Source organism: Paraburkholderia sp. RL17-337-BIB-A, from assembly GCF_046025895.1.
GTDB lineage: Bacteria > Pseudomonadota > Gammaproteobacteria > Burkholderiales > Burkholderiaceae > Paraburkholderia > Paraburkholderia fungorum_C.
In genome coordinates this window covers 2,007,981-2,033,414 of sequence record NZ_JARESY010000002.1, presented here as the reverse complement: position 1 = coordinate 2,033,414, position 25,434 = coordinate 2,007,981, and the positions used below count along the sequence as shown (strand labels likewise).

Genomic DNA, 25,434 nt, shown 5'->3' with positions numbered 1-25,434 from the left:
ACGTCTTGAGGAAGCCTTAGAGGATTTTTAATCTGTCGAGCGAACCGTCGACCGACCAGGCAGGTCGAACCTGTGAGTGTTCGATCACGGTCAGCGCTGCAGACGACATGACAGCCGCAGCAGCCGTAATGGTAAGCGTGACTATTTAGGTCGCCTTGGTCCTCGTAGGCGGCGTGCAATAGCGGCAAACTGGCCGCAGCAAATCTCGGTAGCCGAGGATGGCAGCGAATTCCTTCGCTCGGGACGAGTCGACATTGAACAAGGAACGATAGTAGAAATGATGCGAGATACGATATGAGCATCACTATGGTCAGAACTAGCACAAGAATCTCGTGCCCGATTTGGTTTCCCGAGTTCATGGGTACGGTCGCGTCTGGAGAAAGCAGATCGCATTCTGCGCCTACTATTGCGGCGTTCGACCACGCGCAACAACTAGAAGCCCTGGCATGATCGACGTTTACTATTGGCCCACACCGAATGGCCTTAAGATTGTGATCTTCCTGGAAGAGTCGGGGCTTCCCTACCGGATCATCCCCGTTGATCTACTAGCGGGCGAACAACATGAACAGGAATTCGTTAAGATCTCGCCTAGCGGAAAAATGCCCGCTATCGTCGACAATGAACCGGCGGACGGTGGCAAGTCGGTAGCGATATTTGAGTCGGGGGCAATCCTCCTTTACCTCGCGGAAAAGTCTGGCCTTTTCATACCAACTGACTTGCGCGGACGAAGCGCGGTTGTCCAATGGCTGTTTTGGCAGGTAGGAGGACTCGGACCTGCTGGAGGGCTATATCACCACTTCATCGCAACTACGCAGGATAGTCAAATCCATTCGGAGAACTATTTTCATCGGGAAGTGGCGCGGCTCTACGGGGTGCTGGACCACCGACTTGGAATTACCCACTTCGTCGCTGGCGATGCGTACACGATTGCTGATATGGCAATATTTCCGTGGGTTACCGTTTGGAGAAAGCAGAAGCAAGAGCTGTCTGGCTTCCCAAACCTACTGCGGTGGGAAGAAGAGGTTAGGCGGCGCCCTGCAACCATCCGAACCTATCTTAATGCGTCTAATTTTTCCGGCGGTAGGCGGCATTAAACAACAAAGACTCGCGGACACGAGGTTCCGACGCGACCACGACGAGAGGGGGACGATCGGATGCGCGTTCATACCTTCGATAGGCCTTCCAAAAGCACGGCGACCCAATCTTTGGTCCTCGACGCCGCAAAACCGCAGCTCGACGGCGCACGGTCCGAGCCAGAGTTGTGGAAAAATATCTTCCGGACTTTGGTTCGCGAGAAGGTACGCGCGATAGTTGTTGTGCGAGCCGGAGCACTCAGGGCGGCAATGTCCCGACGGCGCCTTGCTATAGATCGTGCGATGATGTCGCAGAACAACAGGTGGTAACGCCTTCATAGCGCGAACAACCAAGCCCAAAATCCGTCGACCGGTTTCTGGACGTATCACGCCTGCCGACGTTTCGTCTCACTCTTGGCAAATCTGCAACTCTTCCGCAGCCTCTCAGGGGCCGACTACGGTGGACAGCCGTCCGCTACCCATTTGGCGAAAAGATCGATGCGGGATTGGGTCCATGGACCTTCTCCTTTGGGCGGCGGCGGTGGCATGACAGCGCCACCAATCCCGCGAATCCGATCGAAAATTGCAGCCGCGTGGGCCTTGACGTCGTCATAACTTGCTAGGTTGAATGCCTTGCTCATCGCCTGAATATCCCGCTGCGTAAAAAATGGGCGGATGTCGGCTTCGAAGCTGCTCAACTTGTTCACTACGCCTCCTTACTCTACCCGGGACCATCTAGCCTTTAAGGCTAAAAGCCGAGAGGGAACTCTTCCGTCCCGACCGCCTGCCCATAGATATCGGCGACGGCCAGATCTCACTGCTACAGGCTGATAATATACGCCGTCCTCAGTTAGAGCACCTCAAAGACACCGTAAATCAGACCATCGTCGGCCCGACCGTCCGTATCGACCACGATGACGTGGTTTATCCGATGGTAGCCCTTCACCTCGGCCTTCGGGCCGAGGTGAAGGGCTGTCGTCGCCAGCGAAAGCGCGATTGGAGCGAAAGCATGCCTATACGGAGAAGTAACCGTATCGACACATGCAGCACGCGACCCGCGAGGCGGTTGCCACTGAGGCTCAGCAATTCTCGAGTATCGGTGTCCCTGTTGCGAGGCTCGATATTTTTCAAGGTGGAACGTGGTCCGAGCTACAAGGCTTCCTCAAGCGGAACCCGGTTGAGAACTCCCGGTCGAACTCACAATCCGTTGCAGCACAGGGCGTCAAAGCAACGGCGAAAAGGTCGTCACCATCATTGCTGAAACGAATCCTCTCTGCGCTTTTGTAAGGCGCAGGTGAGCAGGGTGTGCGGTCCGTGCGGTGAGCTCAAGCGGATTCGCGCGACGCCGTTTGGGGGTTACGCTACCTCCTTCGCACACGAGAAACAGACATCGTCTCAGCCAGCAGAGGGGCCGAACGTTGACCAAAGCGCCAAGGCTTCTCCGGTGCCCAACTGTGGCTGCACGTCAAGCCGCAATTGCAAACCGTGGTGGAAACGACACGCCCAACACAGCAAGGACGCTGCCTAGTGCCAAAGCGCCTTGGCAACGTTTGCCCGCCGTCTCCCTTTCAAAAAACAGCGTCAACTCAACGTGGCGCTGGGCGGCGCGTTAGTGGCGGCGGTGCGGTCCAAAGCAAGCAACCCAGATTGCCGACGCACGGCATGCGAGGTTGGCTGAAATCAACGCCGAATTGTGGCCACTCCCGCGCGCACATCAATCTTGACAGTAGGCCAGCACGCGTTTAAATTATCATTAGCTAAATTATGCGATTTGTAGGGTGCCTTGCGAACTGATGACGGTCACGGTTCCAGAGCCACCGCAAGCTGTATCGCTACCGGATGAGGTGGACGACACTAGCACCTGTACCGTTCGGATTAGACGTCGCAAAACACCAGTCCGTGTTGTTGAGCACAGTTTCGTTCGCATTCATGCGTGCGTGATGCAAGGACAACATCGTGGCTTCGCAACAAGACAATTTAGTATATCTAAGTGAAAACGTGCTTTCAAATTTCTCGATAAGAACTCGTATTAGCGTCTCCATGCTGCTGTTGTCCGTGCTTCTTCTTACGGTTGGCACTATGGGGATTTTGGGGATGACTGCAAGCAACGGGGTGAGCCGCGACATTTTTGTCGTTCAGTTGCCTGGGGCAATTTCAATCGGCGATACGCAGATTTTCATGCTTCGTCAGCGGGTGGCACTCGACCGGGCTGCTCTGGCTAAGGACCGCGAGTCGGAGCGGCAACTGCTGGACCTGGCAGCGGATGTGAGCAAGCGGGCCGATCAGGCGTGGAATCTGTACTATTCGTTGCCAAAGTCGGGTGACGAAGAGCGTGCCAGCGCCGACGTTGCCAGTCGCCTGGCGAAGGTGCAACAAGTCTATCGGAACTTGGCCGTTGTTCTCCTGACTCCGGATCAGGGACGGCTCATAGAGCTGTCCAATGATGGATTTGCGGCTTACGTCGCGTTTCAAAAAAGCTGTGGCAATCTCAACGAAACACGAACGCGAGTTGCACAAGCGAAATTTGCTGACGCACAGTCGACCTTCAGTATGTTTCGTGCGCTTACAGCGGCGGCGCTGCTGTGTGGTCTTATCGCTGCAGGCGTTACCTATTTGAGCATTCGCGCGTCGGTCGGGGCGCCGTTGCAGGCCGCCCTCGAACAATGCAAAGCCATTGCCCTTGGGGATTTGCGTCATGACGACATGCCGGGCGCTGGCGACGAAATCGGTTCGCTGGTGAATGCCCTGGCCGAGATGCGTCTTGGTCTCGTTGACACAGTTACGCTTGTGAGAAACGGTAGCGGGGCGATTGCTACGGCCGCGCAGCAGATTGCGGCCGGTAACATAAGCCTTTCCGCGCGGACAGAGGAGCAAGCTGCCTCGCTGGAGGAGACTACCGCCGGCATGGGCGAGCTCACGGGCACCGTCCAATCAAACGCAGAGAATGCTCAAAAGGCAAGCATGCTGGCGACCGAGGCGATGCATTCGGCGGAGCGTGGTCATCTCACCGTCCTGCAAGTCACCGAGACGATGAAAGAAATCAGCGAGCGATCCGTTCGGATGGCTGACATCATTGCCATGATTGACGGGATCGCCTTCCAGACGAACATCCTAGCTTTGAACGCAGCGGTTGAAGCTGCTCGAGCTGGTGAGCAGGGACGGGGCTTCGCCGTCGTTGCAGGGGAAGTCCGTTCGCTGGCACAGCGTTCGGCGAGCGCCGCAAAGGATGTGAAAGAGCTCATTCAGGCGTCGGTCGAGCTCGTTGAAACGGGCGCATCGCTCGTGTCGGAGGCCGGTCGCAATATGACTGCAATTTCATCGGACGTTCAACGCGTCACCGGTATCGTCGCGGAGATTTCCGATGCATCTACGGCTCAGTCCGGCGGAATTCAGGAGATAGCCGGTGCGATGTCCCAAATGGACACCGTGACTCAGCAGAACGCCGCGCTCGTGGAGCAGGTCGCCGCCGCAGCACAGTCACTCGAGGACCAGACCCAGCACTTGTGGCTGTCGGTCAAATCCTTCCAGCTGCCGCCCGACGGCAGCGTGAGCCCCGTCGCAGCTTGAAGCAGAACGACTGCGCTGATTTGAAAGTGTTCTACGACACGGCGTCTCACCGACGCCGTGTCTTTTTTGGCTCTTTTGAAAACGGAGTGGGTGACGGCCTTCAGCGGGCATGCGAGTTGAAGGCGGAGAAGTCGAGTTTGCCTGCGATGAGAAACAGGACCGTTCGCATGGTTTCGAAGCGAGCGTATCCGCGTGCCTTGCGCTTGGCGGCCTGAAACAGTCCGTTGATGGCTTCGATGAAGCCGTTCGTCTGGCGGGTCTGGGTCCAGGCGACGATGCCGTCAAAGTGTCGGCGAATCAATCGCACCACGTCCTTCATCGGTTCGACCTTCGAACGCATAACGTTGGTGCACCACTGCTGCAGCATGTCGGAGACGACATTGATTTGCTTGCGCTCAAGAATCTCGCGCAGTTGCTCGCGATATAGCCATGCGCGGGCGGTGCGCTTCGTGGTGTACTGACTGACGAGCGCCTCGAGGTCGGTCAATTGCGCCAGGTTGAGTTTGTTCGAGTCTTTGAGCAGCGTCCAGCGCATACCTTTGAGTTCCGGGTCGACCTTCTGTTGCTGTCGACGCACGGTATCGAGCGCCTTGGACGCGTGAGCGACGACGTGAAACTTGTCGAAGGTCAGCCGCGCATCGGGGAGATGCTCATTTACGCCCTTGATGAAGGCCGGTGACATGTCAATGCTGACCGAGTCAACTTGCTCGGGCTTGCCACCGTGTTGGACAAGATAGGCCGCGAAGCCTTCAATTGTGCTGGCATCCTTGCCGGTCGTCACGAACACGACGCGCCGCGCCTGCATGTCGGCCACCAATGTCAGATACTCATGACCGCGCCGGTACGAGGTTTCGTCAATCGCCACCGTCGTCACCTCCGACAGGTCCGCCGACGCGAGCGCCAGTTCCACATAGCGCGAGCAGATGGCGTGAACCCGGTGCCACGACAGGTTGACGATGCGCGCCACGGCAGCAAACGGCATCTGCTGAGCGAGCATCAGCACGAGCGCCTCGAACAGCAACGTGAAGCCGCTGAGTTGGCCGACCCAATCAGGTTCCACCAACCGTACCGAGCCGTCCGGCAAGCGCACACGCGGCACACGTACTTCCAGATAGCACTCGTGTTGAAAGAAATTCAAATGGCGCAGACGCTTGATTTGCGTGTCGTGCACGGGGTGCTCGCCGGCTACGCCAGCATAGGCAAACCGACTGCCCGCGACGAAGTCCACGGCAATCGTGAGTTGGCGTTTGCCGGTATCAAAGTCGACGCTTTGTACGTACCACGGTGCCTTGATTCCCAGGGCGGCTTCAAATAGTTGGTTCGTCATTGTTCGATTCGTCTTGCATGGCTGGTTGCAGCATTCTGCCGCAACCAGCCATGACTCAGCTTATCGAATCAGGCGCCTCAAGGGTTCGCTGCGCCGGGCTTATGCCCGCCCTTGACCCGCCAAACCACCCACTGAGAATTCAAAAGAGGCTCTTTTTTGTGGACGCTCAAATTGCCTATCTCGTCATTCGCACTGTTGGCGAGCAACTCCATCCATTGGCCGCAGTTGTATCGAGTTACCGGTCTATCGGCGTGCCGTGCCCAGCGGTCGTGACAATTACCACGGATTAAGGTAGCGGGCCGTCCTGCGGCTCATAAGATGAGGTTTGGGAGACCGCGAGCGTCGCCGGTCCTCCTCACAAAAAAAACGACGTTCGTCGCGAACATCAAAATTTGTGTCGCATGAAGAGATTCAGGTCGCACAGTTCTGCGTTCGACTGAATCACTACAGGGTACGCGCAAGCCGCGAGCTGCTAAAAATTGAGTCTCAGCGCAGTGTTCGAGATTCCTGGTTCAACACGACGACGTGCGGAAAACTTATATCAGCGCAACACCGGTGTTTCCTTTCAAGACCGCGCAAGTGTTCTATGACCAGATGGTGGCAGCTACGCCAGACCCAAAGACGGGCAAGGTAGATCCCCCAAAGATGCACGTTCTCTGGCGAACATCCCGAGTTTGGCGCCGCCTTAAAAATTATCGGCGCACGCACAGTGTCATCGGGCTTCGGTGACGCGACCTACAATTCGAACGACACATTCACATTTGTTGACGCGAATGGCAAATCGACGCCGGCCCGATGGGCTGCCGTCCCAGTGGCAGCCGTATCGTACGAACCTTCGGAGACCAAGCAGGATAGTAACGCGCTTTTTGATGCGTTCATCTTGCTGGTACTCAATCACCAGGTCCAGTGGCACCTTGTGATTACCTGGGAGGGCCTGATTACCATACGGACGACCCGACATTGCCGTGGTCAGCGACTCGAAGGCAAATCGACGCAGGAATTGTGTCGCTTGACCACGTATCGAGCGAGGACGGCGGACTTTGTTTTGGCGTGAATTACGATCCGCTCGTACTGCCGTCCGGCATAGGGGCGTCCGACGATCCAATCCCGAGTGCGCGGTCCACTGCATATTCACGTAGTTTTACCCTTCGGGAGGTGGGGCGCGCTGTCAAGCCACCGGTTCGGTTACGCCAAGTGATGTGCAACAACGGGAGCAGTCATGAGCACAGCAAGTGAAAAATTTGCGTTTCCCGCACGCTTGCTCCATTGGGTAATGGCGCTGCTGATTCGGGCCATGCTGCTGATTGGAATAGGGACGGTCAACTCGACATCTGATCGCTACGAGATGCTGGTAGAAATTCACAACCCGCTGCGAATTCTGATCCTGGTACTTGTCGTTGTCCGCCTGTTTGTCCGCCTGGACATGCCGCCTCCGGCAACCTTTGGCACAATCAATGCCGATATTCTGGACAGACTCGATCCGAACCTTCGGCGGATAATTTTTTGGGGGCTTGTTCTCGGCTCCTCATGGGCCAGACTAGGACGCAATCAACTCCGTTTCCTTTTTTCACGTTACTAGTCTCAATCCACCTCTACACTGCTTTCAGGCTTAAGAAGGCTTAAGAGTTTGGCACAGATGCGCTGCACTAAGATGAGTGGGTCGAGATTAGCAATGAGGTCCAATAAATCGTTTGGTCAGCGTCTGGCAAACCGCGTTCGAAGGTCCGTGACAAGCCTTTTAGTTATGGAGATAGAGATGAATAATCTGGTCAAGTTGATTGGTCTTACCGTTTGTATTGCCCTGTTTTCTCCACCAACGTTTGCGCAGCAGGACGATTCGACGAGCCAGTCGCAAGTCAACGTCAAGAAGCAGGTGAGAACTCTGAATCGACAAACTGAGCATGCTGTACGAAAACAGCTCGCAGCCACGAAAGGTCTGAGTTCGAACGGCATTACCGTCGTCGCGCGAGGCGGCGTCGTCACATTGAGCGGGTCGGTGCCTGACGCGCCACAACTCCAGATGGCGGAAGATGCCGCGCACAGGGCACCGCAGGTGAAGTCGGTCGCGAACCACATCGTGATCAGAGAGCATGGAAGTTGAACGTGCGAACTGGCATCGTGATTGATCGTCGAGACGCCACTCGCGGATGGACGTTGGCGCCATCTCTCAACAGCTAGTGTCGCGCTACGGCCGCAGCGAAATCGATCGTGGATGTCTATCTAGGGACTTGCAGATCAAAGGCGTAATCTGCTTGGCCCAGTCCAACTTGCTTAACCGAAGTTTCCCGCGAACGTAGCCTAGCTCTTCACCGCGAGCGCGGGGTAGCGCTAGTTTGAGGGCTCTGCCACATGCCTTGGCGGAAAGCCTGTAGTGCTGAACTGCTGGTTCACAGATTCGGAGTCGAAGATGAGGTCTGAGTTGGCAGATTCACCCTCGTTTCCTCCCGCGATCGTGCCGAGCAGACGTTGGCAGAATTCCGATATTTCTTCAGTTTGCTCTGATTTTTCGCCCATTTCCAGCACCGATCGCGCATAGAGTCTGATTTCCGATGCAAGCCCAAGCGAAAAGAAGAGTGGGGCCGTCATCGCAATCAATTCGGTGCCTAAGAGCCAATTACAATGTTTCTTTTTCAGACAGTTCAGGGAGAACCGGATGTTATCCAGGTCCGGTTGAAGCAGCCTTAATGGTTCTGTACTAGCGGCACTATAGATCGAGGCTAGAGTGCTTCTGAGGCGCGACAGGACGTAAGACACGAATCGCGCTTCCAGCCGATTCCGTTCGCCATTGTCGTCCAGTTTTTCAAGCGCATAGGCGCGACACGTCTCGAGCATGCTGTACACGGTGATTCCGTTGCTCCGGTCTGCGACGAGCAGTGATTTGTCAGTGAGTGTGCCTACGACCTGCAGCACGTCAGATGACGTCAGCCGCTCATCGGACAAGACATCGGTCGCGGCTTCTAATTCGAAACTGGAGGGGAAAACTCCGAGTCGCCGGAAGACGGTCCTCTGTTTTTCGGGCAACAGGTTGTAGCTCCAGTCGAACATCGCCTTCAAGGTTTGGTGTTGTGGCAACGCGGTTCTATAGCCACCGTTAAGCAGGATGAACCTGTCGCTGAGGTTTGAGACCAGTCGACGTATACCCAGCGTGACGGCACGCGAGGCTGCCAGCTCGATGGCTAGCGGCATTCCGTCCAGCCGCCGGCAAATGACTGCCGCCAGAAGGATATTTTCTGCATCGTCGGAAAAATGCGCGTCGATAGAACTGGCGCGATTGAGGAACAGCTGAACAGCACTGCTCTCACGTGCCGCAGGCTCGCCGTCACCTTCACGCGGGAGGTCTAGGGCCGGGACTCTGTAGACTGCCTCGCCGGGCACTCTAAGAGGCTCCCGGCTCGTTGCTAATACGGTGCACGACGCAGCGTGCGTCGCGATGGCCTGTGCTACGTCGGCGGCCGCCTCAATGAGATGTTCACAGTTGTCGAGTAGGATGAGCATCCGCTTTCCGTCGAGAGCGCTCGCGATAGTTTCCATCGGCTCACGTTCCATCGGAGCGGTGGGGTTGAAGAGGGCGGCAATCTTCGCAGCCAGAAATTCAGGCTTGCCAATTTTTGACAGTTCAACCATCCATACACCGTCGTTGTAGGCCGGCAGGAGCTGCCTAGCAACTTCAATGGCAAGTCTTGTCTTTCCGATACCTCCCGGACCGACCATGCTTACCACCCTGGTCTGCGTGCAGATGCGCATCCCATCGGATATCGCGCTCTCGCGGCCGAAGAGGCTTGAGCCCGTTGACGGCAAGTTCGAAAGCGAGCCACTTCCCGGTGATCTCGAAGGGCCGGTCTCCAAAGGGCGCCGTCTTGGGAATTCCATCGCAAGTCGATATCCTCGACCGGGTACCGCAACAAGCAATTCGGCGCGAGAGCCGAGCATTTTACGGATCGCTGCAATGTGGACATGCAGGTTGTTTTCGACAACCACGGTGTTTGGCCAGACGTGCTTCATCATCTCCGTCTTCGACACCAGTTCTCCTCGCGCGTCCGCAAGCATTTCCAGCAGGTCGTACGCCCTCGACCCCAGATTAAATGGCTTGCTAGATACAAGGACTCTGCGCTGGTCGGGGATTATCTCGACGTCACTGACTGTCAGCATGATGGCGTCCTTGGGTGTGTAAGACTTGCTCATATTGTGTTCGCACGCGCATACAATGTCCTTGTTCGAAACTTGTGCGTGCTGAATTATCCTGAACACGTAGCACGTCTTACCGCGCTGACGCACCGCATTCCGTCGCATTTTCTTGGTCGATATCTTCGATTGGAGGCGGCTAGCCGGTGTGTCGGGATATACCCCAACATTTGCTTGGGCGCCGCAGCATGGGCGAACGATTACGAGTAACTTGCGCCCGTCTCCCGGTTGGGACGCGCATCATTTCGCTCAGCAGTCGCAATCTTGGTCAATGATTTGAGCCCACCCGTGACCCATCTCAATCGAGGGCCGACGCGACAGAAGCGTCGAGTCGCCTGCACGTGTGCCGTGTAGACATATACGCCGCCGTGACGCTTCGCGTTGCACATCGTTCACGTTACGGAAAAAGACAGTCGCCATGGATGCGATTGCCCAGAATTGAGCGTTGCCGGGTCTAAAGATGGCGCGATAATGTCAGCGCAGTCATCTTTGTATGCACAGCCTCTAAATCTCTCTGACAAACGACGGTATATGCCTGCGCGTCTGGAAGAGGATCGCTACGAGAACTCGTGATTATGGACGATAATTCGCTGAAATCCCTGCAGTTCGGACGATTTGAAGTCACGCCGGCCACGCGCGAGCTACGACTCGACGGCATACCGGTTCATCTTGGCGATCGTGCTTTCGACATATTGCTGGTTCTCGTTGGATCAAACGGACGTATTGTCAGGAAGCTGGACCTGATGGAGGCAGTCTGGCCGGGGCGTATCGTTGAAGAGAACTCTCTCGAGGCCCAAATCTCAATCCTGAGACGGGCACTTGGACCGGAGCGGGGATGCATTCGAACGATTGCTGGCCGAGGGTATAAGTTCATTGCGCCGCTGGGGGTGCTTGTTCTCGAGGTGCCCGCTCGAGGCGTTGTCAGGCTTCCATCAAGCATTTCACGCCTCATAGGCCGTCAACAGAGCATTGACTCCCTATCGAGCATGCTGCTGGCCAACCGGTTGGTTACGCTGGTAGGTCCTGGCGGAATAGGCAAAACGAGGCTCGCTATCGAATTGGCGCGTCAAATGGCGCACGATTTTGCTCAGAACGTGTGTATGGCCGAACTCGCTCCCATCGTTGAACCTCAGTTCGTTTCACAGGCTGTTGCCACCGCGCTTGGGCTTGCCCCAGCGGACACCAGGGCATTACCCGAGCGAGTTTCTACGCAGTTGGGGACAAGTCCGTGCCTGCTGGTGCTGGACAATTGTGAACACGTGATCGGCGCCAGTGCGGAGATTGTCAGGACATTGCTTGAGGCGAGTCCAGGCCTCCACGTCATCGCGACGAGCCGGGAGGCGTTGCGCATCGAGGGGGAATTCTCTTTTAATGTGCCGGCGTTGGCCGTGCCCGATGTACGAGAATGCGATGTGGCATCAGCAATGGCGTCAAGCGCGATGCAGCTTTTCAACGCCCGCCTCAGCTACGGGCAATCAGGAATGGCAGACGATGCTCACAGCGTCGCATTGAAGGCACAGATCTGTCGTCGGCTGGACGGTATTCCCCTTGCCATCGAACTGGCCGCAGCACGCGTACAGGTGTTTGGGGTAGCGGGAGTTTCCGAGCGGCTTGAGAATCTGTTTGAGCTTCTAACCGGAGGTGCCCGTACGGCATTGCCTCGCCAGCAGACTCTGGCTGCGACCTTGGACTGGAGCTACGAGCTTCTTCCTGAACAGGAGCGGGTGGTACTTTCCCGTCTAAGTGTGTTTGCCGACAAATTCTCTCTTCGGGCGGCGCAGGCGGTGGTGGCAGACGCGGATGTAACCTCGGAAGGCGTGCTCGATTGCATTATCAATCTGGTCGCGAAATCTCTGATCTCTCCGGATACGGCAGACCCGGAGGCAAGATATCGTCTTCTGGACATGACCCGGGCTTATGCGAGGAAGAAACTGGAGGCGCGTGCCGAAGCTCAAACGTTCTTCGGGAGGTACGCCAAGTATCTGTGTCAGTGTTTTCAGGCAGCGCATGCCCAGAGAGAGTCAGGCAACGACATGCGCTGGACGGCGGATTACGAGATTGCTATCAAAGACCTAAGAGCGGCCATCGGTTGGTGCTTCTCGGAGGATGGCGACGTTGGGCTCGGTATTGACCTCACAGTGGCCGTCGTTCCCTACTGGTTTGAGGATTCGCTCGTTGAGGACTGTCTGGCCAATGTCACGCGGGCGCTTGAATTTATTAATGTCACAGGTCGAACCGGACTGAAGTCTGAAATGAAGCTGCAAGCGGCGTTGGGGAAAATGCTGCTTTTCGCGAGTCCTGCATCAGAGCAGGCAGCTATATTGCCGGACGCCGGCGTAGCGTTTGCACGCGCATTTAGCATAGCGGAGCAATTCGAAGACATTGAATACCAGCAGATCTCCCTGTGGGGATTATGTGCCTTCACGTATCTGTGCGGATCGTCTGATCGGTTTGCAGAGTTTGCCAGGCGTTTCCGGGATTTGTGCGCTGCGCAGCCAGGGCAGGGTGACCATTGGGTCGGTGAGCGGGTCCTTGCAACTGCACACTATTGCTGTGGTGATCTGCAGAAGGCGAAAATTGAGATCCAGAGGATGCTGTGCGCCTACAGGCACTCCGGTTCAGATTCGCATCTTGTGAGATTCAACTTCGACCAGATCGTTGTCGCGCAGGTCACATTGGCTCATCTCTGCTGGTTATCGGGCCAACCCCTTCAAGCAACAGAATTGATCGAGGAGGCCATGGCTCGCTCCGATGAGTTGGGGCACGACGCAACACAGTGGTATGTATTCATGCTTGGCGCGCTTCCGATCTCGCTGCTGACCGAAGGCATCGCCGGACTGGAGTATCCGCTACATCTGATGGGACAGAAAGGCCGTCAGTTCGGTACGTCCATCTGGGAAACGCGCGGAAGGTTCTGGCACGGACTAGTCTGCCTATGGCGCGGCGTGCCGAATGCGTATCAAAAAAAGATTGTTCCATCCCTGAATGCGCTTGGCGCCGCCAGTCAAGCCCCGTTCCTGACGGGATACCTGTCGTCGCTTTGCTCGGAACTCGTAACGAGAGGGGCGCATTCGGAGGCGTGTGAGCTTTCTGGGGCCTGGCTAGCACGTGCGCAGCGAAATCGTGGGCATATATCCTTGCCAGAACTGCTGCGAGTTCGCGCTGAGGTCGCGCTGGCGGTGAACGGGACCGGCGCTCATCCCGCTGCTGAAGAAATGTTCAGAAACTCGATTGTTGCCGCCAAATCGATGGGCGCGCTCTCGTGGGAGCTGCGCACGTCGGTCAGCATGGCAAGGCTGCTAATTATCCAGGGTCGCGAATCAGCAGCGTTGGAGACACTGTCTCCGGTGTATGAAGCATATTCAAAGGAATTTTCTACGGTAGACACGATTGCCGCGAAGGGGATACTGGACCAACTTCAATGAATCCTTGAGGTACACGAACAAATTTTCCCAGCGTTGTGCGTTGGCCGACAGGAGCTCGAGTCGCAGCGAAAACCTGAGCAGGGCCGGAGAATTGCGCTGCTTACCGCTCAGGCGTCTCCGCCGAAATTCTTGTCCTGAGCACGGATGAGCAGAGCACGTCGATGCGAATTGAGGATATTGTCGCGCTCAGCGCACATCCCGTCGTCAAGCATTTGTATCCACTCGTCAGTCAGCAGCACTGCAGCTGACGAGGAGTGCAGGACGACGGACAAAACGCGATGGATTTCTTCCGCAGACGCCGTTCCAGCCCGGTTTCGGCAAGGAACCGAACCGCCTGCGTCCGAAAGAAACTCCACTTTAAAACCTACCCGGATCGCATCGCAGATTGCAATATCGATGAGCGTTTGCGCGATGTACCCGACGACGGTGACAGTCTCAATCGAATTGGCCTGGAGCCATGTGACCAGAGTTGGTTCGCAAAAGAGGCGTGCGTGATTACGTACGAATAGCTGCGAACACGGTTTGATCGCTATCGATTGATGCAGATTCGCACCGTCGGTGCCGTCCGCAAAAACCGGTGCGTCCTGGTCCAAGACTTGTGTGGCGACGACGACTTGAACGTTGCGATTGGACGCCGCGTCCATCGCTTTTGCAATATTGGAAAGCGAGGTAGCAAGGGGAGGGTATTCGATGACGAGTTTGCCTGTCACATACTCGTTTTGAACGTCGACCACTAATAGTGCGCGCTGATGTCCTGTGTCCGCCATCACGTTTCTCCTGCGTTTTGGCTTCTTTTGGCTACGGTCGACGTGACGTTCGGCGTTCTCCAATCGCACACGAAGTGCAATCGGAAGCAGGCACGGCATGGTTAGGGCTAGGAAGCCTAGCGTTGCGAAGTTGGAGCCGCGCATGCGCAATCGTTGTGAGATTGCTCATCTGGTCACTCATGATGCAGATGGTATCGCTGTTGGGCTTGCGTGACCTTGACCACTGCTGAAAAGTTCTGAAATTTCACTCTTGTTGACATGTCCCCGACACATGATGGACGCAGTCGGGAACGTGTCAGGAGGACAAGCACGCTGGCAATTTTGATGACAATTCTTTCGTCGGCACTGATTTGCCGAGGCGTTGTCCCGCCCTGGTTATGACTCAAGCAGCGCCAATACACCTCAAAACGACACAAACGAACGAATAAGCCGGTTAAATTCGCCAGCATGAGAAACGTTCATGCCGTGGGACGCCCCGGAGATGGTATGGAGTTCGGCCAAGTCAATCCATTCGGATAGTTTTTGAACGTTGTTCCGGAACATCTTTGGACTGGTCGCGCCTTCGATTAGCAGGGTTCTGCACTTGATGTCCCGCATCGTTTCGTAAGAAAGCGTCGGCAGCGTCTCCTGAAACTGAAGGGGAAGCGTCTTTGCATTGTCGACGGCCATCGCGCGGAAGCTGGCACTGCTTTTGTTCCACACGCCGGGCATGCTCACAGAGTCGACAAACAATTCAAGTCCGGCGGCTACATCCCCGCTTTCGATCATGCACGCTATCTTGGTGCGAAGAGTATTGGTCGCAGCTGGCAACGAAGTCACCGGGCTCTCGCCAATTTGCAACGGGCCAGCCGGATCAGCAACAGTGAGGGTTTTCACCAGACGGGGGTGTCGACGGACGAGCTCCAGGGCGATGCCGCCGCCTCTGGAATGACCGACGAGATGGAGCGGCTCAATATCGAGCGCGACAATGAATTCAGCAAGCTCTGTGACGTGGTTCTCCCAGCCAAAGTCGCTTTGAATCCAGGCCTCTGCTGCAGGCCAGTAATGACTCAAGCTCGGGACAATACAGCGGAACCCCTCGGACAACGCGAAAATCTGAGGTGCCCAATAGCGGTAATCGCACAGTGAGCCGTGAACGAAGAGCAGCGGTTCCCCGGATCCCACGTCGACGTAAGGTACCGAAATACCGGACTGGACGGTCTCAAAGGACAGTTGCGGCTCTTCCAGATTGGCCGGTTCGATTCTCATATTCATGAATTGGTAATCCTCGCAAATACAGCCACTCGCCTTGATGGCGCCAGAGCCAGCTGCAGTGGAATCGCCTGCGCCGGTTACCCCGACGTTTAACTCCCGGTCGCTGCCGTGTGCCTAGCTCCAAATTCATCGTGGCGGGTTGACTGACGCTTGATTTGCGAAAGACTTACTTGCCACGCTTCAACATGCATCAAGTATAGATGATCGAATGATAAATAGAGGCGCAGCCCTTTTGGAAAAAACAGTTCTGTCGGGCGCCAATCGACACGAAGCCTTGCCAGACGGGCGTTGCGCGAGGGCAGGTCGCAGGTCAAATCACGACGCAAATGTGTATTGCGCTGACAACAAGACTCATGCGGTTGTGTGCGGCCTAGCGCCATGTGCAGAGGGTTGGCGTGGGCCGGACGTTCACCAGAGCGGTGAAGGGGAACGGGTCGATCGCTGGCGGTGCTGGCAAGGTGTTCTGCTGCGTGTAAGCACGTGCGCAAGCATCGGCTCGTCAACTTGGAGCGGATCGACGCCCGTGGAGTGAGAACAGGTAAGGAGCGCGCCTGCACCGTCGACCTGGGTGGCAGCGACCGGCTCCTGTTGGTCAGATGTTGAGTGCCCGCTTGTTGACGGCCAGTGCAGCCTCACGCACGACCTCAGAGAGAGACGGGTGGGGGTGGCTGATCATCCCGATATCCTCGGCAGATGCCTTGAACTCCAGCGCTACAACGGCTTCTGCTATGAGATCTGACGCATTGACCGAGATGATGTGCACTCCAAGGAGTTCATCGGTCTTTGCATCGGCAATGATCTTCACGAAACCTTCGGTCTGACCGATGCCCAGTGCGCGGCCGTTCGCCATCATCGGGAATTGTCCAACCCTGATAGCGCGACCTTCAGCTTTCAGGTGCTGCTCGGTCTTGCCCACCCAGGCAATCTCCGGTTCCGTATAGATGACCGAAGGGATGCAGTCGTAGTCGATATGCGGCTTCTGCCCATCGATGATTTCGGCAACCATGACCCCCTCGTCCTCGGCTTTGTGGGCCAGCATGGCGCCGCGCACGACATCGCCAACAGCGTAGATATGAGGGTCGTTGGTGCAGCAGTGCTCGCCAACCGGAATACAGCCACGTTCATCCACGAACAGGCCAACCGAGTCGAGACCAAGATTGTCGGTGTTTGGGATGCGTCCGACGGAAACGATGAGCCGGTCGGCGTCGAGTGTCTGAGCTGTGCCGTCTTTATCGGTGAAGGCGATTGACACGCCCGTCGCGCTCGTCGTCACATTCCCAAGCGTTACACCCAGATGGATCTTCAGACCTTGTTTGGTGAATTGCCTCGCTGCTTCCTTGGCGACGGTTTCGTCCGTAGCGCCTAAGAAAGTCGGCAGGGCTTCCAGTAACGTAACGTCCGAACCCAGGCGACGCCACACTGAGCCCAGTTCAAGCCCAATGACTCCCGCGCCAATCACGGCCAGTTTTTTTGGTATGGAGTCGAAGGACAGGGCGCCCTCGTTATCGGAGACAATGACGTTGTCGACAGGAACGTCGTCGAGATGCCTGGCCTTGGACCCCGTTGCGATGATGACGTCGGTTGCCCAATAGGCCTTTGTTTCATCGTCGCCACTTACCTCGACGCCAATACCCCTACCAGACTTGCCGGCAAGCTTGCCGTGTCCCTTTAACCAGGTAATCTTGTTCTTGCGGAAAAGGAATTCCACGCCGCCCGTGATCTTCTCGACGATTGCTTCTTTGCGACCCACCATCTTGTACAGATCGAGTGTGACGTTCTCGACGCCAATTCCGTGGTCGAGCAAGTGATGCAGCGTGTTCTCGTACTCTTCCGACGAAGCAAGGAGCGCCTTCGAGGGAATGCACCCTACATTCAGGCAGGTCCCTCCGAGTTTTGGCTTGCCTGCCGGGTTCTTCCATTGTTCGACACAGGCAACCGTCCGTCCCAGCTGGGCGGCGCGGATTGCCGCTATGTAGCCCCCAGGCCCGGACCCGATGACGATTACGTCAAACTGTGCGTTGTCAGCAGTCTGGGCCTGGCCTACGGCGGCGCGGGCTGAGACCCCGGCTGCTTTAGCGGCCGCAGGTGCGGTAGCAGCAGCTCCCGCAGCCGAGTCGATAACGGCAATAACGTCTCCCGCATGTACCACGTCATCTTGTTGATGGAGCAATGCCTGCAAAACTCCCGCTGCCGGCGCCGGCACCTCGAGCACGACCTTATCTGTCTCCAGTTCGATAAGGATCTCATCTTCCGCAACGGCCTCCCCAGCCTTCTTCTTCCACTGGAGGAGCGTAGCGTCCGTAACCGACTCTGAGAGCTGCGGTACCTTGACTTCTGTCGTTGCCATTTTGATCTTCCTGATGTACGAGGCGGCTTTTGGTGGAAGGCTGTTTGTGAGCCGGTCGCGGCTCCACATTTCAGCGCAAAATCCCTAGACCTTGATGCCGCGTTCTAAATCCGCGCCGTCCTTGTCGCTCGTGACGATCAGTTCATGGTCGTTCTTCTCGAGGTAGCTGCGCAGACCCAGTTCGCCCGACACGCAACCCACCAGGTCGCCCGGCTTGAAGCCAGGCGGCCCTTTGGGCGACGGCACCGTCTGGCCACCCGGATACTGGGTGATTACAGGAATATCGTCGCGAGCATCCTTCGGCGGGTACCCAGTGACCGGATCGGGATAAAGCACACACAAGATCTTTGCCATGCGGAACTCCTTGAAGGGGTAGGTAGAAAGAGCAAATGCGTTGCAGTTTCGACACAGTGACAAATCGTCCTGATCGGTATGCGGACCGCTCTCCTGCTGCTTAAGAGAGCATTTTTTCAGTTTGCCGATCAGCCCTGGTGGTGATCTGCCCATGCCAACCCAATAACGCGTTAAAGCCGAACGTCGTTAGTCGCTCCTCAGGTGGAATCACCGCGCCCTTTCCTTGGCTGCATTTCGGTCTCGCATCCAGGCTTTGCACCGGCGTGAACCTCAGAGGTGTTCGGTCGGTCCGGTCTTTTTAGAGTATGGCCGCGAGCTCGGAGATAAGCGGTCGCTTCAGGACAATTAATACCTGCCGAAAAGCGGGAGGCTTTCACTGTCAGAATGAGAAACCTCGTTCGAATCGGCGTTCATGTCTGGAGCGTCGTCGAACTGGTTGGGACCATCGGAGCGATGAGGCATAGCCTTTTCCGGCGGATGACGAACCGGCTGACGATGTCGAGATGGCACGACTTTCGTTGTTGTGTTCTGGGGGCGTGCAGACGACACATCCAGGTTGCGGACGTTGCATCGTCGCGAAGGAAGGGCCCCCTTTGCTGAGGGCCCCTCAGACAGTCGGCGCGGAGTTGACCGGCGAAGTTCTAAGGCTTGACTGCCAGCTTCACCACACCATCGCGTTGGTGGCCGAACAGGTCGTAGGCGGCCTGGATGTCGTCCAGCGAGAAGCGATGCGTTACAAGGTGATCGAGCTTGAGCCGCCCCGTTGAGACGATGTTAAGCAGACGGCGCATTCTTTCCTTGCCGCCGGGGCAGGTCGAAGTAATGATGCGTTTGTTAGCGAGGCCTGCGCCAAATCCATCGAGTGGAATAGGAATGGCCTTCGAATAGATACCCACGCTGGAAATGGCCCCACCCGGACGGGTGACGTTGACGCAGGTCGCGATGGTCTCATCTCTCCCGAGACATTCCAGAGCGACATCGGCGCCGACGCCATTCGTGAGCTTCATAACCTCTTCCAAAACGTCGCACCGGGTTGGATTCAGAAGAATATCCGCGCCCATCGTCTTTGCCTTCTCGAGGCGAGCGTCGACTGGGTCAACTGCGATAATCAACCCAGCGCCGAGCAGGCGAGCGCCAGCGGTCGCGCAAAGTCCAATCGGCCCTTGAGCGACGACAACGACAACGTCGCCGATCTTGACGCCGCCGGACTCAGCAGCGGAGAAGCCAGTGCTGACGATGTCTGGGATCAACAGGACATCTTCGTCCGTAAGGCTGTCGGGAATCCGCGCCAGGTTTGCCTGTGCGTCAGGGACTACGAAATACTCGGCCTGGCAACCGTCGAGGTAGTTGCCGATTTTCCAACCTCCGGCAATTTTCCAGCCACCGGCAGACTTGCCGCCGCATTGCGAATGGAAGCCCATCAGGCACGATGCGCATTGACCGCAAGGGGTCACGGCCGAGCAGAGGACCCGTTGGCCTTCTTCGTAGCCCTTCACCTGCGAGCCGAGTTTCTCGATGATGCCGATCGGCTCGTGGCCAAGCGTCAACCCCTTCTCCACGGGGTATTCGCCCTTGAGGATGTGGATATCTGTACCGCAGATGGTCGTCGTGGTGATGCGAATCAGCGCGTCCGTCGGGCCGATGTCGGGCACGGGTTTATCGTCCAGCGCAATCCTGCCGGGTTCCACAAAGATTGCAGCTTTCATCATTTTCATCTGAACCTCCTACGTTGGATCGGGACCCCGGTTTCTCGAGTTGACTTCGACGCGATTCGCAGCATCCGTTTCCTGAGCGTCGGCTTCATTTCCGAACTCCGGCGTGAGATGTCTTAAATAATCGATCGAACAATTACAGTGTATCGCCGTATCGTCGCTTCGGGCTGTTTTTAGGACGGGTGGTTACCCTGGCGTCGGCGCCACGGTAGCGTTACGTTGATCGAGGTCTTCGATAGGAAGGTAGGCGGAACTGTTAAAGGAGTATGGTTCCTAAGCGGAATGGATGTGTGTGGTTAAGAACAATTAACGGAGCCGCCTGCTAGCAACTAGTAAGCTTGGATTGAACGGCGGCGAATGCCGCTACAGCTCTGTAGGGCGACTGGCGAAGGGATACCAGATCGTCAATACGGGGCACTTTCAGTGGCAAGGCTTTGATGAAGCTTGTCCTGAAGATGCAGGAGCGTGTCATGATCGGCTCACAACTTCTCAGCGTCATATCCACTCTATCCAGACGCCGCTTGATTAGAATTCGGGCACAGGCGATTCCACTGCATTCGGTGACGTGCAGCGGCGTGCTATCGAAGCGATCTCGCGTGCGCGCATACCAATCTGGGGTCTACGCAATGAGACACAAGGCGCGGCGGATGTTCTGGTTCTGAAACGCCTCATTTTGCAATCAGGAGGGCGACATGGCTGGATCGCTGATGGATGTAGGAGAATCGCAAATCGGTTTTGCTTTCCACAAACTATTTGGGACCTGGATCGCCGCCCGAAGACAAAGTCGCTAGGGACTTTGTCAGGCATTCACCACGATTTGGGCGAGGCTGCCTGCCCATCATCTTCATGCTGATTTGCCTCATATTTCGAGGCGTGTCGTTCGAGGTGCGAGGGAAGGCGGGACGTACCAAGAACCTGTGGAGCCTTGCTTTTATCCTGGGGTCGGCCGGCGCATCCCTGTTCCAGGGAATCATTCTCGGCGCCTATCTGCAGGGTATTCCCGTAAAGGATCAGACGTTCTCGGGCGATGCATTTTTCTGGCTGACGCCGTTTAGCCTGTTGTCGGGCTTCGGGCTGATGATCACGTATTGCTTACTAGGTTGCTGCTGGTTGATTATGAAGATGCAGGGCAACCTTCGTGAGCGTCTCAGAGCGCTGGTCTGGCCGCTCACAATCGTTCTGCTTTTATTCATGGGGGCGGTGTCTATTTGGACACCGCTTGGCAACGTCTCGATCGCAAAACGCTGGTTCTCAGACGGTCTGCTCTTTCTTCTGATTCCTATACCGGTTCTGGTGGCAGTTACCGCGCTCTCGATTTTTGCTTCGGTCCGAAAGCACCACGACGCGTTTCCTTTCGTGCTCGCTCTCGGACTCGTTTTGCTGGGCTATATCGGTCTGCTCATCAGCGTCTGGCCATATGCGATTCCAGACAGCCTCACGCTGTGGGAGGCGGCGGCACCCATAGAGAGTCAGCGGTTCGCTCTCTATGGGGCCGTGATAATCATCCCGGTCATCATTGCCTACACAACCGCCGGCTACTGGGTCTTTCGCGGCAAGACCGACACTCCAGAGTCGTCCTATCACTAACAGGACCACGGAAGCCGCCGTTTGATGACCCTTGGCGGCTCAATGCCGGGCGATCAGACCCAGTTCGCAATCAACCAACTGGTTGTCGAAGAGGCTGCGCTCATGGGCACCCTTGGCTGATCTATCCGTCACTGAGAAAACGTAGATAGCCGCGAACGCCACGATCATTGAGAAGAGCGCCGGATATTCATACGGGTAGATGGCGTGCGCGTGGCCCAGCACCTGAACCCAGATCGTCGGGCTGAAGATGGTGAGTATCACGGCGGTTGCCAGGCCAAGCGAGCCGCCCCAGACTGCTCCACGAGTCGTCAGACCCCGCCAGTAGATCGACAGCAGAAGGACAGGGAAATTCGAGCTGGCTGCAATCGAAAACGTGAGGCTGACGATGAAGGCGATATTCTGCTTTTCGAAGACGATGCCGAGCAGGATTGCAAGCGCGCCGAGCGCAAGCGTTGTCATCCTCGAGACGCGCATCTCTTCGCTGTCGGTTGCCGTTCCTTTGCGAATCACGTTGGCGTAAAGATCGTGCGACACGGCCGACGAACCCGCGAGTGTAAGCCCGGCGACGACGGCGAGAATCGTCGAGAACGCCACTGCGCATATGAAACCCAGGAAGATGTTTCCACCCACCGCATGTGCAAGATGGATTGCCACCATATTCACGCCGCCGATGATGGCACCCGACGGGGTATGGTACTCAGGGTCTGTTGCGACGAGTGCAATGGTGCCGAAGCCGATAATGATGATCAACGCGTAGCCGATACCGACAATTCCCGTTGCGTACAGAATGCTCTTGCGCGCAGCTTTGACGTCGCCGACCGTGAAGAAGCGCATGAGAATATGCGGAAGGCCGGCTGTGCCGAATATCAGAGCCAATCCGAGTGATACAGCGGAGATCGGGTCGGAGACAAGGCCACCTGGACTCATGATCGCTGCATGCTTGGGATGGGCGCTGATTGCCTGAGTGAACAGCGCGTTCAGGCTGAAGCCGAACCGGCTAAGAACCATCATGGCCATGAATGCCGCACCAGCGAGCAGGAGCACCGCCTTGATGATCTGAATCCATGTGGTTGCCAGCATGCCGCCGAAAAACACGTACACAACCATCAGAACGCCGATAATCAGCACGGCGGCAATATAGTTGAAGCCGAACAGCAGCTCAACTAGCTTGCCTGCTCCGACCATCTGGGAAACGAGGTACAGCAGCACGATAACGATGGAACTCGATGCTGCAAACGCGCGAATCGGGCGCTGTTGCAAGCGGTATGAGACGACGTCCGCCAGCGTGTAACGCCCCAGGTTGCGTAAGGGCTCTGCAATGAGGAACAGGATGATGGGCCAGCTTGCCAGGAAGCCTATCGAATAGATGAGGCCGTCGTAGCCGCTTGTGAAAACAAGGGCTGAAATCCCGAGCAACGAGGCGGCTGACATGTAGTCGCCGGCGATCGCCCAGCCATTCTGGAAGCCCGTAATGTTGCCACCGGCCGCATAGTGGTCTGACACACTGTTATTCTTTTTGGCTGCCCAACGGGTGATGAACAAGGTCGAGGCCACGAAAACCAGGAACATGCCGATTGCAATCGGGTTGTGCGCCTGAGCGGCTGGCCAGGGGGCTGCTGCAAGTGCTGGCAAAGCATTGAGCAATAAAATCGTGAGCAGGCTGAGTCGTTTCACTTTTGTGCTCCTTGCTTGATTTCGGCAATAGCCGCGTCAAACGCTGTGTTTGCCCGGAAGACGTAGATGGCGACCAGCAGGAATGTGAAAACGAACATTCCCAGACCGACCGGAATTCCCCACGTCGACGGCATGCCCGATGAAATCGGGTGTCCGAGCGTTTGCGGCGAGAACGCGAGTGTCAGAATGAATCCGAAGTACACGATAAGCATCGTCGCGGTGAGCGACCATGCGAATGTGCGACGACGATGAACCAGCACCTGGAAGCGCGGGTCTTGCAGGATCGGATTAACGGCCACGACGTAGGCTGCGCTTGGTGGCGATGCATCGCCTGGTTGCGCGGAAGCTGTATGTACCATGCTGTCTCCTTGCATGTATTGTTATGATGGGTGCGGTTGAAGGCCGACTGAATTCCGTCGGCCTACCTTGAACTTCTACTGGAAGCGGGGTGAAACTGCCGTTTCACGCATTACTGCGTCGGGAGTCCGGTACTTCTCGGCCATCTCACGGTCGGTATCGGTTTTCAGTTGCGCCTGCATGTAGGCGCCGAGATGGCGGGCGTGCTGGACAATCGCACTACCAAACTGGGTTCGTACGGCGCTGTATTCAGCCAGAGCTGCTTCAATGCTGCTGTTATGGTTCAGTGCCTCAACCAACGCCATGGCGTCGCCTGCTGCTTTGGTTACGCCCATGCCACAGTGCGGCCGCGCGACAAATGCAGCGTCTCCGAGCAACGCAATACGCCCGAATGCCATCTCAGGCACTTCCAGGTCGAAAATGGGCTGGAAGAGGGGTTGGGTTGCCTTCGTTACTACTTCGGCAAATTGCGGCGCGAGGAGCGTATTCGCGGCTTCTTCCATGGCGGCGATTACATCAGGCCGAATCAAAGTCGGCGGAATGCCGCCAACCCAACGTTTGCCAGACGAATCGGTCAAGAGATCCGGAAGACCTTCGTCTTCACTGGTTGCCCTGTACCAGACGAAATTGTAGCGACGCTCACCCGGCTTGATACTGTTGCCCTGTCCGGCGACCGGGTAGCCCAGAATCTGCTCATGAGCGGGAAGGCAGAATGCAAACTTCTCGAACAGCGCGTCACGCGTCTCCGGCGTCAGTGCTGCTTCGTCGACGAGCCCGCGCCACGCGACATATCCTGCATACTGCAGCTTGACATCAGGAAGGAACTGGTCGCGTATCGCAGATTTGAATCCATCTGCTGCGATGATCAGCTCGGCGCGATGCTCGCTTCCGTCGCTGAGAGTCACCGACGCATACGTGGGTTCGCTTTTAACCGACGTCACAGTGCCACCGGAATGGTAGTTCACGGTCGGAAAAGCGGATCTCAAAACGTGGTACATCTTGCCCCACGCGGTCAACGTCTGGGGCATCTCACGCTCTGAGATTACACTGCCATCGCGCGCAAGAGTGACACGCGACTGAACATGGACGCCGATGCTGTCGTCGATCTCGACACCAGCTGCGTTGAGTGCGTCAAACAATTCTGGGTGAGTGACGATGCCTGCGCCACGACCGGCGAGTTCTTCGGGCACGCGCTCGAACACATCTACCTGCCAACCGTTGCGGCTAAGCAGGTTCGCCGCAAAAAGTCCACCCAGAGAGCCGCCGACTATAATGGCGCTCGGGCGTGAGGAAATAACATTCATCATCAGTCTCCAGCCTTCGATGCTTCTTCAACTGCAGCCGCGTGTGGGACTTTCAGATGTGCTACTTCAGAAGCAGGGTAATTCAACTCAATTGTGACCCCGGAAGGGTCCTCGATAAACACTTGATGCAATCCAAGGCTAGGCACGGTACGGTCGCGCCACGCGATACCCTCGGCTTCGAGGGTTTTCCACATTTCTGCGACCCCCGTTGCGAGAAAAGCGATGTGGTCCACAGTGCCGGTGCCGGTTTCCGGCAGGTCCTTGTCCCCAAGGTAGGCGAGAAGGCCTTCGGGGTTGTTGGGATCAACGCCGATAATGTGGACGGTTCCGAAGTCGTTCTCGTCACCGCCTTTGTAGAGCCACGCGCCGGGAAAATCGAACGGCGGGCGGTAGCCTTCTTTGAATCCAAGTACTCGCTCGTAAAAACGGCAGGACTTCTGCAAATCGTTGGTACGAATTGAGTAGTGCGCAAGTTTCGTGATGGGCATCGCCGCCTCCTACAAT

At 56.5% G+C, this 25,434-nt stretch carries 16 protein-coding genes and 2 pseudogenes; 6 read left to right on the top strand and 12 right to left on the bottom strand.

Annotation, left to right across the window (positions count from 1 at the left end; genetic code table 11):
* Positions 1 to 446: 446 nt before the first annotated feature.
* Entirely contained in the window at positions 447 to 1,094 is a 648-nt protein-coding gene (locus tag P0D84_RS29930) for a glutathione S-transferase N-terminal domain-containing protein (RefSeq protein ID WP_408342600.1), read from the top strand.
* A gap of 434 nt (positions 1,095 to 1,528) precedes the next feature.
* Here P0D84_RS29930 and P0D84_RS29925 read toward each other — a convergent pair whose 3' ends face one another.
* Entirely contained in the window at positions 1,529 to 1,780 is a 252-nt protein-coding gene (locus P0D84_RS29925; protein ID WP_408342598.1) for a hypothetical protein, read from the bottom strand.
* A 1,249-nt stretch (positions 1,781 to 3,029) separates the two neighbouring features.
* Here P0D84_RS29925 and P0D84_RS29920 point away from each other — a divergent pair.
* Positions 3,030 to 4,640, top strand: a complete 1,611-nt coding sequence (locus P0D84_RS29920; protein ID WP_408342596.1) for a methyl-accepting chemotaxis protein — start codon at positions 3,030 to 3,032, stop codon at positions 4,638 to 4,640.
* 100 nt (positions 4,641 to 4,740) lie between these two features.
* Here the strand turns inward: P0D84_RS29920 and P0D84_RS29915 are convergent, their stop codons facing one another.
* On the bottom strand, positions 4,741 to 5,967 hold the full coding sequence (locus P0D84_RS29915) for an ISL3 family transposase (protein WP_408342594.1): 1,227 nt from the start codon (positions 5,965 to 5,967) through the stop codon (positions 4,741 to 4,743).
* A gap of 1,219 nt (positions 5,968 to 7,186) precedes the next feature.
* Here P0D84_RS29915 and P0D84_RS29910 point away from each other — a divergent pair.
* Together P0D84_RS29910 and P0D84_RS29905 are read left to right on the top strand one after the other, a co-directional pair.
* Positions 7,187 to 7,546 (top strand): cytochrome b/b6 domain-containing protein, encoded by a 360-nt coding sequence (locus tag P0D84_RS29910; RefSeq protein ID WP_408342592.1) that lies wholly within the window; start codon positions 7,187 to 7,189, stop codon positions 7,544 to 7,546.
* 177 nt (positions 7,547 to 7,723) lie between these two features.
* Positions 7,724 to 8,068 (top strand): BON domain-containing protein, encoded by a 345-nt coding sequence (locus tag P0D84_RS29905; RefSeq protein ID WP_408342591.1) that lies wholly within the window; start codon positions 7,724 to 7,726, stop codon positions 8,066 to 8,068.
* Between the two features lie 227 nt (positions 8,069 to 8,295).
* On the opposite strand, the gene P0D84_RS29900 is transcribed toward P0D84_RS29905, so the two are convergent.
* Entirely contained in the window at positions 8,296 to 10,149 is a 1,854-nt protein-coding gene (locus tag P0D84_RS29900) for an ATP-binding protein (RefSeq protein ID WP_408342589.1), read from the bottom strand.
* Between the two features lie 575 nt (positions 10,150 to 10,724).
* On the opposite strand from P0D84_RS29900, the gene P0D84_RS29895 reads away from it, so the two are divergent.
* Entirely contained in the window at positions 10,725 to 13,574 is a 2,850-nt protein-coding gene (locus tag P0D84_RS29895; RefSeq protein ID WP_408346134.1) for an ATP-binding protein, read from the top strand.
* A gap of 107 nt (positions 13,575 to 13,681) precedes the next feature.
* Here P0D84_RS29895 and P0D84_RS29890 read toward each other — a convergent pair whose 3' ends face one another.
* The 5 genes and pseudogenes from P0D84_RS29890 to P0D84_RS29870 all read right to left on the bottom strand — a co-directional run bounded on the left by P0D84_RS29890 (position 13,682) and on the right by P0D84_RS29870 (position 20,011).
* Positions 13,682 to 14,341, bottom strand: a complete 660-nt coding sequence (locus P0D84_RS29890; protein ID WP_408342587.1) for an isochorismatase family protein — start codon at positions 14,339 to 14,341, stop codon at positions 13,682 to 13,684.
* Between the two features lie 402 nt (positions 14,342 to 14,743).
* Positions 14,744 to 15,595 carry an alpha/beta fold hydrolase gene (locus P0D84_RS29885; protein ID WP_408342585.1) on the bottom strand — a complete coding sequence of 284 codons (852 nt, stop codon included), beginning with the start codon at positions 15,593 to 15,595 and terminating at the stop codon, positions 14,744 to 14,746.
* 592 nt (positions 15,596 to 16,187) lie between these two features.
* Positions 16,188 to 17,942: a dihydrolipoyl dehydrogenase gene (gene lpdA, locus P0D84_RS29880; protein WP_408342583.1), complete on the bottom strand. Its 1,755-nt coding sequence runs from the start codon at positions 17,940 to 17,942 to the stop codon at positions 16,188 to 16,190.
* Positions 17,943 to 18,050: 108 nt separating this feature from the next.
* Positions 18,051 to 18,296, bottom strand: a pseudogene (locus P0D84_RS29875) (NAD-dependent formate dehydrogenase); the annotation flags it as partial.
* Positions 18,297 to 18,937: 641 nt separating this feature from the next.
* Positions 18,938 to 20,011, bottom strand: a complete 1,074-nt coding sequence (locus P0D84_RS29870; RefSeq protein WP_408342581.1) for a zinc-binding dehydrogenase — start codon at positions 20,009 to 20,011, stop codon at positions 18,938 to 18,940.
* Between the two features lie 828 nt (positions 20,012 to 20,839).
* Between P0D84_RS29870 and P0D84_RS29865 the strand changes: the two are divergent.
* Positions 20,840 to 21,595, top strand: a pseudogene (locus P0D84_RS29865) (cytochrome d ubiquinol oxidase subunit II); the annotation flags it as partial.
* A 39-nt stretch (positions 21,596 to 21,634) separates the two neighbouring features.
* On the opposite strand, the gene P0D84_RS29860 reads toward P0D84_RS29865, so the two are convergent.
* From P0D84_RS29860 to P0D84_RS29845, 4 genes are all read right to left on the bottom strand, one after another.
* A complete protein-coding gene (locus tag P0D84_RS29860; protein ID WP_408342579.1) occupies positions 21,635 to 23,269 on the bottom strand; it encodes a cation acetate symporter in 1,635 nt (544 codons plus the stop codon).
* The gene (locus P0D84_RS29855; protein WP_408342577.1) at positions 23,266 to 23,628 is read right to left on the bottom strand and encodes a DUF485 domain-containing protein; all 363 of its coding nucleotides are present in this window, start codon (positions 23,626 to 23,628) and stop codon (positions 23,266 to 23,268) included. The genes P0D84_RS29860 and P0D84_RS29855 overlap by 4 nt, the downstream gene beginning before the upstream one ends.
* 75 nt (positions 23,629 to 23,703) lie before the next feature.
* A complete protein-coding gene (locus tag P0D84_RS29850) occupies positions 23,704 to 24,933 on the bottom strand; it encodes an FAD binding domain-containing protein (RefSeq protein ID WP_408342575.1) in 1,230 nt (409 codons plus the stop codon).
* Positions 24,933 to 25,418 (bottom strand): VOC family protein, encoded by a 486-nt coding sequence (locus P0D84_RS29845; RefSeq protein ID WP_408342573.1) that lies wholly within the window; start codon positions 25,416 to 25,418, stop codon positions 24,933 to 24,935. The genes P0D84_RS29850 and P0D84_RS29845 overlap by 1 nt, the downstream gene beginning before the upstream one ends.
* Positions 25,419 to 25,434: the final 16 nt, after the last annotated feature.

What these genes read in the sequence shown, in the direction of transcription:
- P0D84_RS29930 (WP_408342600.1), top strand. Translation starts at nt 447, where the DNA reads ATGATCGACGTTTACTATTGGCCCACACCGAATGGCCTTAAGATTGTG.
- P0D84_RS29915 (WP_408342594.1), bottom strand. Translation starts at nt 5,967, where the DNA reads ATGACGAACCAACTATTTGAAGCCGCCCTGGGAATCAAGGCACCGTGG.
- P0D84_RS29910 (WP_408342592.1), top strand. Translation starts at nt 7,187, where the DNA reads ATGAGCACAGCAAGTGAAAAATTTGCGTTTCCCGCACGCTTGCTCCAT.
- P0D84_RS29905 (WP_408342591.1), top strand. Translation starts at nt 7,724, where the DNA reads ATGAATAATCTGGTCAAGTTGATTGGTCTTACCGTTTGTATTGCCCTG.
- P0D84_RS29900 (WP_408342589.1), bottom strand. Translation starts at nt 10,149, where the DNA reads ATGAGCAAGTCTTACACACCCAAGGACGCCATCATGCTGACAGTCAGT.
- P0D84_RS29895 (WP_408346134.1), top strand. Translation starts at nt 10,725, where the DNA reads ATGGACGATAATTCGCTGAAATCCCTGCAGTTCGGACGATTTGAAGTC.
- P0D84_RS29890 (WP_408342587.1), bottom strand. Translation starts at nt 14,341, where the DNA reads ATGGCGGACACAGGACATCAGCGCGCACTATTAGTGGTCGACGTTCAA.
- P0D84_RS29885 (WP_408342585.1), bottom strand. Translation starts at nt 15,595, where the DNA reads ATGAATATGAGAATCGAACCGGCCAATCTGGAAGAGCCGCAACTGTCC.
- lpdA (WP_408342583.1), bottom strand. Translation starts at nt 17,942, where the DNA reads ATGGCAACGACAGAAGTCAAGGTACCGCAGCTCTCAGAGTCGGTTACG.
- P0D84_RS29870 (WP_408342581.1), bottom strand. Translation starts at nt 20,011, where the DNA reads ATGAAAATGATGAAAGCTGCAATCTTTGTGGAACCCGGCAGGATTGCG.
- P0D84_RS29855 (WP_408342577.1), bottom strand. Translation starts at nt 23,628, where the DNA reads ATGGTACATACAGCTTCCGCGCAACCAGGCGATGCATCGCCACCAAGC.
- P0D84_RS29850 (WP_408342575.1), bottom strand. Translation starts at nt 24,933, where the DNA reads ATGATGAATGTTATTTCCTCACGCCCGAGCGCCATTATAGTCGGCGGC.
- P0D84_RS29845 (WP_408342573.1), bottom strand. Translation starts at nt 25,418, where the DNA reads ATGCCCATCACGAAACTTGCGCACTACTCAATTCGTACCAACGATTTG.